This window comes from Campylobacter sp. BCW_4332 (assembly GCF_001763175.1).
Lineage (GTDB): Bacteria > Campylobacterota > Campylobacteria > Campylobacterales > Campylobacteraceae > Campylobacter_D > Campylobacter_D jejuni.
The window spans coordinates 1-12,527 of sequence record NZ_MJYF01000069.1 but is presented as its reverse complement, the minus strand read 5'-3'; the positions used below and the strand labels follow the sequence as shown (position 1 = coordinate 12,527).

The 12,527-nt window shown below is 32.1% G+C and carries 9 protein-coding genes; 5 read left to right on the top strand and 4 right to left on the bottom strand.

The annotated features are described in order from the left end of the window. Nucleotides 1–11: 11 nt before the first annotated feature. Nucleotides 12–884, bottom strand: coding sequence for a fumarylacetoacetate hydrolase family protein (locus tag AJN64_RS08760; protein WP_070209964.1), 873 nt, complete (start codon nucleotides 882–884; stop codon nucleotides 12–14). A gap of 112 nt (nucleotides 885–996) precedes the next feature. Continuing rightward, entirely contained in the window at nucleotides 997–1,899 is a 903-nt protein-coding gene (locus AJN64_RS08755; protein ID WP_070277449.1) for an RluA family pseudouridine synthase, read from the bottom strand. 77 nt (nucleotides 1,900–1,976) lie between these two features. Here AJN64_RS08755 and purB point away from each other — a divergent pair, with 77 nt between their 5' ends. Further along, on the top strand, nucleotides 1,977–3,305 hold the full coding sequence (gene purB, locus AJN64_RS08750; protein WP_070292889.1) for an adenylosuccinate lyase: 1,329 nt from the start codon (nucleotides 1,977–1,979) through the stop codon (nucleotides 3,303–3,305). A 15-nt stretch (nucleotides 3,306–3,320) separates the two neighbouring features. Beyond that, nucleotides 3,321–5,690, top strand: a complete 2,370-nt coding sequence (locus AJN64_RS08745) for a ribonucleoside-diphosphate reductase subunit alpha (RefSeq protein ID WP_002860869.1) — start codon at nucleotides 3,321–3,323, stop codon at nucleotides 5,688–5,690. A gap of 38 nt (nucleotides 5,691–5,728) precedes the next feature. Here the strand turns inward: AJN64_RS08745 and AJN64_RS08740 are convergent, their stop codons facing one another. Both AJN64_RS08740 and thyX read right to left on the bottom strand, forming a co-directional pair. After that, the gene (locus AJN64_RS08740; protein ID WP_070292888.1) at nucleotides 5,729–7,114 is read right to left on the bottom strand and encodes a cation:dicarboxylate symporter family transporter; all 1,386 of its coding nucleotides are present in this window, start codon (nucleotides 7,112–7,114) and stop codon (nucleotides 5,729–5,731) included. Between the two features lie 119 nt (nucleotides 7,115–7,233). Next, nucleotides 7,234–7,857, bottom strand: coding sequence for an FAD-dependent thymidylate synthase (gene thyX / locus AJN64_RS08735; protein ID WP_044778558.1), 624 nt, complete (start codon nucleotides 7,855–7,857; stop codon nucleotides 7,234–7,236). A gap of 119 nt (nucleotides 7,858–7,976) precedes the next feature. Here thyX and AJN64_RS08730 point away from each other — a divergent pair, with 119 nt between their 5' ends. From AJN64_RS08730 to AJN64_RS08720, 3 genes are all read left to right on the top strand, one after another. After that, nucleotides 7,977–9,608 (top strand): CTP synthase, encoded by a 1,632-nt coding sequence (locus tag AJN64_RS08730; RefSeq protein ID WP_053872891.1) that lies wholly within the window; start codon nucleotides 7,977–7,979, stop codon nucleotides 9,606–9,608. After that, the gene (recJ, locus tag AJN64_RS08725) at nucleotides 9,595–11,166 is read left to right on the top strand and encodes a single-stranded-DNA-specific exonuclease RecJ (RefSeq protein ID WP_070209968.1); all 1,572 of its coding nucleotides are present in this window, start codon (nucleotides 9,595–9,597) and stop codon (nucleotides 11,164–11,166) included. Before AJN64_RS08730 ends, recJ begins: the two co-directional genes overlap by 14 nt. A 106-nt stretch (nucleotides 11,167–11,272) precedes the next feature. Beyond that, nucleotides 11,273–12,298, top strand: coding sequence for a type II asparaginase (locus AJN64_RS08720; protein WP_261665715.1), 1,026 nt, complete (start codon nucleotides 11,273–11,275; stop codon nucleotides 12,296–12,298). Nucleotides 12,299–12,527: the final 229 nt, after the last annotated feature.

The following is a 12,527-nucleotide window of genomic DNA, read 5'->3' as shown; positions in this document are numbered from 1 at the left end:
ATATTTTTTATTTAAAGTTTTTTTATTTTATTGCAAAGTTCTCCTAAATTTTCTATGACACAACGTACTTTATCTCCTGATTTTAAAAAAGTAGGTGGATTTAACCCCATGCCCACTCCACTAGGAGTTCCCATAGATATAATACTTCCAGCTTTTAAAAGCATGCCCGCGCTAAGTTCTTCTAAGACATAAGCAATATCAAAAATAAACAATTGGGTGTTAGAGTTTTGGCGCAGTTCATCATTGACATAGCTTTGAAGTTGGAGTTTAGGAGGATAAGAAATTTCATCTACACTTGTGATATAAGGTCCCATTATAGTGCTACCTTCAAGACTTTTTGCTCGGTAGAATTGTTTGTGGCGTTTTTGAAGTTCGCGAGCTGAAATTTCATTGATAATAGTATAGCCAAAGATATAATCTTTTGCATCTTTAGCTTTGATTTTATAAGCATCTTTACTTAAAATAAATGCAAGCTCACATTCATAATCAAGCTGAGAAGTTACATCTGCATGTAAAGGTATATCACCAAAAGGTGGCGTAGCTTGATTGCAGCGTTTTCCAAAATATACAGGATATTCTCTTTCTTCAAATTTTTCACCCTTAAATTTGGCAGATTCTTTGGCATGATCTAAAAAATTAATCCCAAGACATATAATATCTTGACGAGGTTCTATAATAGGAGCTAGATAATCTTCTTTTGGAATTTCATAGGCTATTTTAGAATCCAAGTCTGTAAGCTTGTGTTTAAATTTATCAAAATAGATAATAAATTCATTCATATCGTTAGTTTCAATGCCAAGATCAGCAAAACTTACAATTTTTCCACTAGAATTTAGTACTCCTAGATTGGGTTTTTGATCCTGTATAAAATTAACAAATTTCATTAGAAAATCTCGCTTTTTTATTTAATTATACTTAAAGTTTTAGCAAGAATTATTTTTTTTGTTTTAAAATTTGGTAAAAAAGTGATTGATTGTAGCGTAGTGAAACATCATTTTATTTTATGGAATTGTTGAAAATTTCTTTTATGTTTATTTTTGAGTTGATATCAAAATTTTGATTTTTATATTGAAATTTCAAACGATAAGAATGCAAACACAAACGCAAGGCACCTGTAAGTTTTAAGCGTTCTTTAGGATTTAATTTTTCATCTAAAATGCTTTCGATTTGTTCTTTGCTAAGCCCATAAAGCGGATCTCCTAAAATGGTATGGTTTTTATAGTGCAAATGCACTCTTATTTGGTGTTGCCTGCCTGTTAAGGGTTTGCAAAGTAAAAGAGTAGCGTTGATTTTAGGAAAGTATTCTAAAATTTCAAATTCAGTGATAGCCTGTTTTCCTTCTTTGCAAATTTGCATTCTTGTTTTTATATCATCGTAGTTTTTAGTTAAATTTATAGCTTTATCAACTATAAAATTTTCTTCTATTTTTCCATGAGCTAGAGCAAGGTATTCTTTTTGAACTAGTTTTTTTTCAAATAAGCTTTTAAGATCAATTTGTGCTTTTTTGTTTTTGGCTATAAGTATAAGTCCGCTCGTTTCTTTATCGAGCCTGTGTGTTACGCAAGCTTCTTTTCCCCAAAGATGCCAAATTTCATCACTAAGACTGTATTTGCAATGTCTACCATTTGGATGGCTTAAGATCCCACTTTCTTTTTCAAGTATGGCAAAGTCTTCATTTTCAAAGACAATTTCTACTCCTTTGGGGTTGTTTTCATAGACTATAAGCTCTACTAAACCATTTAAAATTTTATTCTTTTCTTCTACTAAAATTCCATTACAAAAAAGTCTTTTTTTGTCTATGAGTTTTTGTGCTTCATTTATGCTAATTTTTAAATTTTCCATAAGGACTTGAAACGCCTTTTTTCCATTGTTTGAGAGTTTTATTTTTATGTAGGCCATTTAATAACTTTCTTAGGATAATTTGATATAATTTCCGTTTTTTAAAATATAAAATTATAGCTAAAAAGGTTTCAAAGATGGTTGAAAGATATAGCAGAGAAATCATGGCTAAAAAATGGGACATGCAAGCAAAATATGATGCGTGGTTAAAAGTAGAATTAGCCGCTGTAAAAGCTTGGAATAAACTCGGTCTCATTGATGACACAGACTGCGAAAAAATTCTTAAAAATGCAAAATTTGATATTGCAAGAATAGATGAAATAGAAAAAACCACAAGACACGATGTTATCGCTTTTCTTACAAGTGTAAGTGAAAGTTTGGGAGAAGAGAGTCGTTTTGTGCATTATGCAATGACAAGTTCTGATTGTATAGATACAGCTGTTGCTTTACAGATAAAAGAGAGTTTGGAGCTTATTTTAGAAGATGTTTCTTTACTTTTAGAAGTGATCAAAAAGCGTGCTTTGGAGCATAAAAACACCTTAATGGTAGGAAGAAGTCATGGAATTCATGGAGAGCCTATCACTTTTGGTTTGGTGTTAGCTATTTGGTATGATGAAATTTTGCATGCAAAAGAGCTTTTAGAACATGCAAAAGAAGTGATAAGCTATGGAAAAATCAGCGGTGCAATGGGAAATTTTGCTCATGCACCTTTGGAATTTGAAGAAGAAGTTTGTAAAAATTTAGGTCTTAAAGCCGCTCCTGTTTCAAATCAGGTGATTCAAAGAGATCGTTACGCTCAAGTTATTTCTGCTATTGCGATTTTAGCTTCAAGTTGTGAGCAAATCGCTGTAGCCATAAGACATTTTCAAAGAACTGAAGTTTATGAGGCTGAAGAGTATTTTAGTGTAGGACAAAAGGGAAGTTCAGCTATGCCACATAAAAGAAATCCCGTTTTAAGTGAAAATATCACAGGGCTTTGTCGTGTGCTTAGATCTTTTGTAACTCCAGCTTTAGAAAATGTTGCACTTTGGCATGAAAGAGATATATCTCATTCTAGTGTCGAAAGATTTATTTTGCCTGATGCTTTTATCACGGCTGATTTTATGCTTATGCGTCTTACAAATATGGTTGATAAGCTTTTGGTTTATCCTGAAAATATGATGAAAAATTTAAATCTTACAGGCGGGCTTGTATTTTCAGGGAGGGTGCTTTTAGAGCTTCCATTTAAAGGCATTAGTCGTGAAGAAGCTTATAAAATAGTTCAAAGAAATGCTATGAAAGTTTGGGCGGATTTGCAAAATGGCAAGGCTGCTATCAATGAAAAAAATGAAAGTTTGTTTTTGTTGGCACTTTTAGAGGATGAGGATTTAAGAAAAAGTTTGAGCGAAGAGGATGTAAGAAAATGTTTCGATTATAACTACTATACAAAAAATGTTGATGCAATTTTTAAAAGAACATTTAAATAAAAAGCAAGGAAGGCAATGAAAGTTATTAAAAGAAATGGTCGCACAGAAGAATTGGATATTTCTAAGATTAAAAAATGCACCTCTGATGCTGTAAAAGATTTAGAAGGTGTGAATTTAAGCGAACTTGAACTCGATGCAAAGATTCAATTTCGCGATGGAATTTCAACTGAAGAAATTCAAAAAACTTTAATTAAAACCGCGGTAGATAAGATAGATATTGATTGTCCAAATTGGACCTTTGTTGCAGCTAGACTTTTTTTATTTGATTTGTATAAGAAAGTTAATGGTATGAATCGCTATAATCATTTGCGTGAATATTTTGAAAAGGGCGAAAAAGAAGGAAGAATTTTACTTGGTCTTAAAGAAAAATACGATTTAGATGATTTAAATGCTTATATTAAGCCTGAACGCGATATGCAATTTACTTATCTTGGTATTAAAACTTTATATGATAGATACTTGATTAAAGATAGTAAAGGTATGCCTATAGAACTTCCTCAACAAATGTTTATGGCCATTGCGATGTTTTTAGCGCAGAATGAATTTAATCCCCAAGAATGGGCAAAGAAATTTTATGATCTTATTTCTAAATTTGAACTCATGCTTGCAACTCCAACTTTATCAAACGCTAGGACAACGCGCCATCAACTTAGCTCTTGTTATATAGGATCAACCCCTGATAATATTGAAGGTATTTTTGATTCTTATCAAGAAATGGCTTTACTTTCTAAATTTGGTGGTGGTATAGGTTGGGATTGGTCTAAAGTGCGTGCTATGGGTGGAAGCATAGATGGGCATAAAAATGCCGCAGGAGGGATTATACCTTTCTTGAAAATTACCAACGATATTGCCGTGGCAGTAGATCAACTAGGTACTAGAAAAGGGGCTATAGCGGTTTATATAGAGCCTTGGCACATGGATATAAGTGATTTTATTGATTTGCGTAAAAATTCAGGTGAAGAAAGACGCCGTGCTCATGAACTTTTCCCTGCTTTATGGATCAATGATCTTTTTATGAAGAGAGTAAGAGCTAATGATAAATGGACTCTTTTTGATCCTGCAGATACAGCGGATTTGTGTGATTTATATGGCGAGGCTTTTGAAAAACGCTATGAAGAATATGAAAAAGATGAAAGCATTACCAAAGAAATCGTAGAAGCTAAAGAGCTTTGGAAGAAAATTTTGCTAAATTATTTTGAAACAGGCTTGCCATTTTTATGTTTTAAGGATAGTGCTAATAGAGCAAATCCAAATGCTCATGTAGGAATTATTAGAAGTTCAAATTTATGTACTGAAATTTTTCAAAATACCGAGCCAAATTATTATCAAATTAAAGTAGTTTTTGAAAATGGAGATGAGCTTCATTTTGATGAAGAGCAAAAGGTTGTGATCGATGGGGGATATGAAAAACCAGCCAAAAAAATATCAACTTTAGATAGCATTGATGGTAATAAAGTTTATATAGTGGAAAAATATAAAAATGATGGAAAAACAGCCGTTTGTAATTTAGCAAGTATAAATCTTAGCAAAGTATATACTAAAGAAGATATAGAGCGTGTTGTGCCAACGGCTATTCGTATGCTTGATAATGTAATTGATTTAAATTTTTATCCTCATAGAAAAGTAAAAGATACAAATTTAAAATCTCGCGCCATAGGACTTGGAGTGATGGGTGAAGCACAAATGCTTGCTGAGGCTAAGATTCATTGGGGAAGCGATGAGCATTTAAATAAAATCGATGAGATTATGGAGCAAATTAGCTTTGAAGCTATTAATGCGAGTTCAAATTTAGCTCTTGAAAAAGGTTCTTATGAAGATTTTGAAGGATCAAATTGGAGCAAGGGGATTTTTCCTATTGATGTAGCAAGTCCTAAGGCTAAAGCTTTAACTTTAAGAGAAGGCTTATTTGATCAAAGTGAATGCGACTGGGTTAAACTTAGAGAAAAAGTTAAAAAAGATGGTATGAGAAATGGTTATTTGATGGCCATTGCGCCTACTTCTTCTATTTCTATCTTGGTGGGTACTACGCAGACTATAGAACCTGTTTACAAAAGAAAGTGGTTTGAACAAAATTTAAGTGGTATGATACCTGTTGTTGTGCCAAATTTAAGCCTTGATACTTGGCAATACTATACTCCAGCCTACGAACTTGATCAAAAAATTCTTGTAAAGGCTGCTGCTGTGCGTGGTAAATGGATCGATCAAGGGCAGAGTTTAAATATCTTTTTATCACTTGATAAAGCAAGTGGGGGATATTTAAATGAAATTTATCAACTCGCTTGGGAGCTTGGAGTAAAATCTACTTATTATTTAAGAAGCGAAAGCCCTGATAGTGAAAAAGTTAATGTTGCAGATCGTAGCATAGAATGTGAAGGTTGCCAATAAATACTAAAACCCAATGAAAAGCATTGGGTTTTAAAAGATTAAGAATTGTAAATTTCTTTATCTAGAGCTTTTAGATTTTTTGCAGTACAAAGTGCCGAAGTCATAGCTCCTGAGACATTGCTTGCTGTTCTTGCCATATCTATAATAGGATCTATGGCTAAAATCAAACTTAGCATGACAAAATTATTACCAAATCCAATCCCTGCTAGCATAATAGAAGCTGCCATAGTTGCACTTCCAGGTACCCCAGCTATACCCAAGGATCCAATAACAGCTACCAAAACTATCATTAAAGCAAATGTAAAATCAATATGTGTATGTGTAGCAAAAGCTACAAAAACTGCCGCTAAAGCTGGAAAATATCCTGCACAACCATTAAGTCCTGTTGTTGTACCTATAGATGCTACAAAATTAGCTATAGCTGAATTAACTCCAAATTTATTTTGCAAAGTTGAAGTGGTCATAGGCAAAGTGCCCAAAGAAGATCTTGAGCTAAATGCAAATAACCATACAGGAAATGCTTTTTTTGCATATTTTATAGGGTTTAGCCCTTGTGAAGCAAGAAGTAAAAAATGCACCCCAAACATTATAAACATAGCCATATAAATAAGCATTATAAAAAGCCCAGCTGTTTTGATAGCTTCAAAACCATTGCTTAAAAGCACATTAGCCATCATACAAACTACAGTATAAGGCATAAATCTAATAACTGTAGCAGTCATGTTCATCATAATATTATAAAAGATTAGGATAAAATTATGAAAACTTTTAAAGGCTTGTTCATACTCTTCTTTTTTAGAAATTTTTTTAGCACTAATTCCTACAAAAAAAGAAAAAATGACAATAGCTATAATATTTTCTTTATTAATAGCTGTAATGATGTTGCTAGGTATTAGCCCTAGTATAATATTTGAAAAAGTTTGAATTTCGCGAATTTGTTTATCTCCTTCATGTATAGCAAAATTACTTCCTAAATCAAAACTATAACCTAAAAATATACCCAAGGTTGCAGCTATGGCTGTGCTAAAGAGTATCCAAAAAAGACTTATTCCAAGCAAGGAGGATATTTTGATATTTTTATCAATTTCTATAATTACTTTTATAATGCAAATGCTTACAAGGGGAACAACCAACATTTTTATAAAAGCTACAAAAACAGAACTTACAAATGCAAACCAATGTTTTGTTTCACTATACCAAAGAATATTACTTGCTTCTTTAGCATCTGGAAAATTTGCCAAATATTGCAAAGCAAAACCAAACCCCAAACCCATTAAAAGCGCAAATAGCATGCGAAGAGAAAAATTGATTTTTATATCCCGCATTTTTTTTAATGCGTAAAAAGCAACACAAAGCATAGCAAGAGTAGCTATAGTATGAGCTTGTGAAAGCATTAAAAAATCTTGAAAAAATTGTTTATCCATAAAAAGTCCTTATAAGAAACTATAATCAAGCACAAGGTATATGAAAATATACTTGCATAAAGCTTGATTTTATAAATGGTAGCATAAAAATATTTTAAATAAGATAAAATTAGTATGATTTATTCTATATCTTTATGTAGGCAATGTTCAAATATAAATTTGTGTTCTTGTGGTAAGGCTTCAAATAAAGCATTTGCTAAATTTCTAATCTCCCAAAGAGCTGATTTTGAACTACGCAAAGATATGAAATTTTGCAAACTTCTTGCATTAATCGTTAGTGTAAGTTCGGTTTTATAACTTTCTGGTAAGCAGTATTTGGCTATATCTAGACTAATGCTTTTTTGTAAAATAGTGCGTAAATTTTCTAAGGCTTTAATACTTGCGTTATCAACCTCTTCATTGCCACAAAGCACAAGATAACGGCTTGCATTTTCAAAATCTCCTGTTTTAAATTCAGCTTCATTGCGAAGTTCTTTTAAGGTATAACGCGTGCTTTTTACACTAGGACTAGTGTGACGGTGTCTTGCAACTTCTTGCAAACAAGCTCTTGAAATTCCTTGTATATAAAAAGTATAGTTTAGATGTTCTAAGGTTGAAGCGTGTTTGAATTTATTACCCACGCGATCGATAAGTTCTTTATCTTTTTCGCCACCGCAATCGCCTTTTTCAAAGCTTTGCCAACAAGTTCTTGTTGCATGAGAACAAATAGATAATGGAGTGTGAAAAAGTAAAGTGATTTGCATGCTTATTCCTTTTTTGATAAAAATATTTTTTATAATTCTTGCATTTTTTACTTAAAATTCTAATGAAATAAAAAGTTTTATCAAGCTATAATTAGATAAAAAAATAAGGCTTATTATCAATGAAACAAACAAAATATATTTTTGTAACAGGCGGAGTTTTAAGTTCTTTGGGTAAAGGGATAGCTGCTGCTTCTATCGCAACACTTTTAAAAAATTCAGAGCTTAAAGTGAGTATTTTAAAAGCTGATCCTTATATCAATGTCGATCCAGGCACCATGAGTCCTTTTGAGCATGGGGAAGTTTTTGTAACTGATGATGGAGCAGAAACGGATCTTGATTTGGGACATTATGAGCGTTTTTTGGATGAGAGTTTATCTCAAGATAATAACTTTACTACAGGACGCGTTTATCAAAGTGTGATTGAAAAAGAAAGGCGTGGAGAATATCTTGGCAAAACCATTCAAGTTATCCCTCATATAGTAGGAGAAATCAAAGATCGCATTAAAAAAGCAGGAGAAGGCAAAGATATACTCATCGTTGAAATAGGCGGAACTGTTGGGGATATAGAAGGCTTGCCTTTTTTAGAAGCTATTCGTGCTTTGCGTTTGGAAGTGGGTAAAAATAATGCTATGAATATTCATCTTACTCTAGTACCGTTTATCAAGGCTACAGGAGAATTAAAAACAAAGCCAACTCAACATAGTGTAGGCGAGTTAAGACGCATAGGCATTAGTCCTGATATGATTATTTGTCGTAGTGAAAAAGCTCTTGATAGAGATTTAAAAGATAAAATTGCTATTTCTTGTGGGGTGGAAAAAAATTGCGTGATAGAAAGTGTTGATGCGGCTAGTATTTATCAAATTCCACTTAATTTTTTAAAGCAAGATATTTTAAGCCCTATTGCTGAAATTTTGGATTTGAAAAATTTAAAACCTAACATGGAAAATTGGGACTCTTTGGTAAAAAGAGTTATAGCTCCAAGCAATGAAGTTAAAATCGCTTTTGTAGGCAAATATGTGGATTTAAAAGAAAGCTATAAAAGCCTTACTGAAGCTATTATACACGCAGGCGCAGCTCTAGATACTAAAGTGGAGTTAAAATGGGTAGATAGTGAAAAACTTGAAAATATGGAAAGTGCTGAAGTATTTAAAGATGTGAGTGGAATTTTAGTTGCGGGGGGATTTGGATATCGTGGTGTAGAAGGTAAGATAAAAGCCATTCAATACGCAAGAGAAAATAAAATTCCTTTTTTAGGAATTTGTTTAGGTATGCAGCTTACTTTGGTGGAAGTTGCTAGAAATGTATTAAAACTTAAAGATGCAAATTCAAGTGAATTTGATGAGAAATGCCAAAATCCTGTGGTTTATTTGATTGATGAATTTATGGATACAAATGGAGAAAAACAAATTCGTACTGCAAAAACTCCTTTAGGCGGAACTATGCGTTTAGGAGCTTATAAATGCGATATTAAGGAAAAATCCCTTTTGGCTAAGGTTTATAATGAAGCAAAAAGTGTAAAAGAACGCCATCGTCATCGCTATGAAGCAAATCCAAAATATAGAGCAGATTTTGAAAAACACGGTTTGATTGTAAGTGGTGAAAGCAAAGGATTGATCGAAGCAGTTGAGCTTAACTGTCATCCTTTTTTCTTGGCTGTGCAGTTTCATCCAGAATTTACATCAAGACTTGAGCATGTTAATCCTGTGATTTGCGGTTTTATCAAGGCAGCTATAAACTATGAAGATAATTAATAAAAATGAAATTAAAAAAATTTTGGCTTCACGCTTTGAAAAAGATTTGCATACCAAACTTTGTGATCTGCCTTTGCCATGCTGTTTAAAGGATGCATATAAAGCAGCTAATCGCATCAAAGAAGCTGTAGAAAAAAATGAGAAAGTCGCCATAGTAGGGGATTATGATGTTGATGGAATCATTTCTTGTGTTATTATGGCAGAATTTTTCGATGATATAGGTTTTGATTATATAGTAAGAATTCCAAATCGTTTTAAAGATGGATATGGATTAAATGCTGAGATTATCAACGAACTTGATGTAAATTTAATAATAACAGTAGATAATGGAATAGCTGCTATTGAAGCAGCCAAACTCTGCAAAGAAAAAAATATAGATTTGATTATCACTGATCATCATATGCCCCAAGATGTTTTGCCTGATGCTTTTGCCATTATCAATCCAAAGCAAAAAGATTGTGATTTTCCAGAAATTGAAATTTGTGGAGCTCAAGTGGCATGGTATTTGATAGCAGCTTTAAAAGAAGTTTGCAAGCTTAAATACGATATGAGTAAATTTTTAGAACTTTTGGCGATTGCAATTATTGCAGATATGATGGAGCTTAGAGATTTAAATCGTGCTTTAGTAAGGCGTGGTATAGATCATATTAACAAATCCAAAAGAGCTGCTTTTAGGGCTATTAAGCATTATTATCAAAAGGATAAATTTGCTCTTGATAATATAGGGTTTTTAATTGCTCCACTTATAAATAGCGCTGGAAGAATGGATGATGCAAGTATTTCTTATGAATTTTTACACACTAAAGATTTTAATAAAGCTTTAGAATATCTAGAGCAAATTGTTAGTTTTAATGAAAGTCGTAAAGATGAAGAAAAACAGCTTTTTGAAGATAGTTTAAATCAAATCGATGAAAACGATTCTTGTATTGTGGTATCGGGTTTAAATTGGCATGAAGGGGTTTTAGGGATTGTGGCAAGTCGTTTAGCTAAATATTTTAATAAACCTGCTTTTGTATTTTCTCAAAATGAAGAACACTTAAAAGGCAGTGCAAGAAGTGTTGGTAAGATTGATATTTTAGCTTTAATTTCTAAGACAAATTCTATATTAAGCAATTATGGTGGTCATAAAGGTGCTGCTGGAATCAGTTTAAACTCTGAAAATTTTGAACAATTTAAAAATAAAATCAAAAAAGAATGTTCGCAAATTTCTGAAAGTGAATTTTTGGATACGGATGAAATTTTAGGAATCTTAGAACCTAGCGAAATTGATTTCGAAATGCTTGAAATTTTAGAATCTTTTGAACCTTTTGGACATAAAAATCCACGACCTTTTTTTGTTTTAGAAAATCTTTGTGTAAAAAATAAAAAACTTCTAGGTAAAGATGAAAAACACTTAAAGCTTATTTTAACCAAGGAAAATAAAACCATAGAAGCTTTATTTTTTAATTTTGATAAAGAGCCAGAATTGAATCAAAATATTTCTTTGCTTGGAAGTATTTCTAAGAATGAATTTAGAGGATTGGTAACTCCACAATTTGTTATTAAAGAAATTTTATAAATTTTATAAAATTTTTATTTATTATTTATTAATATTATATAAGTTTCATTAATGAAACGAATTTTAACAAAATAAGGGGAGAAATGTGAAAAAGTTACTATTATGTATATTAGTATTTTTATCTATAGGAGCATGTATGGCAGAAGCTAAACCAAAGATTGCTATTTTAGCAACAGGTGGAACGATAGCAGGTTCTATTGATAGTGCTGTTGCTACAACAGGTTATACAGCTGGGGTTGTTGGTGTAGATGTTTTAATCAAAGCGGTTCCACAAATTCAAGATTTAGCTAATATTAGTGGGGAACAAATAGCAAATATTGATAGTTCAAATATGCGTGATGAAATTTGGCTAAAGCTTGCTAAAGAAATCAATAAGCTTTTTGCTGAAGGGATGGATGGTGTGGTTATAACTCATGGTACTGATACCATGGAAGAAACTGCTTATTTTCTAAATTTAACCATTAAAAGTGATAAGCCTGTAGTTTTAGTTGGCGCTATGCGTCCATCAACTGCTATAAGTGCAGATGGGCCAAAAAATCTTTACAATGCTGTAGCATTAGCTGCTGATAAAGAGTCTAAGGGCAAGGGTGTTATGGTAGCTATGAATGATAAAATTTTAAGTGCTAGAGGCGTGGTAAAAACCCATAGTTTAAATGTTGATGCTTTCTCTTCTCCTGATTTTGGGGATTTGGGTTATATAGTAGATGGTAAAGTCTTTTTCTATAATAATGTTACTAAAGCCCATGCAAAAAACGCTCCTTTTGATGTAAGCAAACTCACAAGTTTGCCAAAAGTAGATATTCTTTATAGCTATTCAAATGATGGTAGCGGTGTCGCTGCAAAAGCTTTATTTGAACATGGAACTAAGGGCATAGTTGTTGCAGGAAGTGGTGCAGGAAGTATACATGAAGATCAAAAAAATGTTTTAAAAGAGCTTATAAAAAAAGGACTTGATGTTGTTGTAAGTTCAAGGGTTGTAGCAGGTCGTGTTGCTGTGAGTGATTCAGATGAAAAATTAGGTTTTATTAGTGCTGAAGATTTGAATCCTCAAAAAGCAAGAGTTTTGCTTATGTTAGCGCTTACAAAAACAAGTGATCCTAAAAAAATTCAAGAGTATTTTTTAAAATATTAAAATTTTTTAAATATTTCTAAACTTAGGGAATTTATCTTCCCTAAGTCAAGCCTTTTAATCCTAATAATAGTATATTATATCTTGCATTTTTTATTATCATTAAAATATAACCCCCATTTTTTAACCCACCAAATACTTATATAAATACTTACACAAATATTTATATTATTTAATCCTTTATTTAATCCCCTTTTAAGTTTAATTGGTTATACTTTCATTTCCTTTTTTG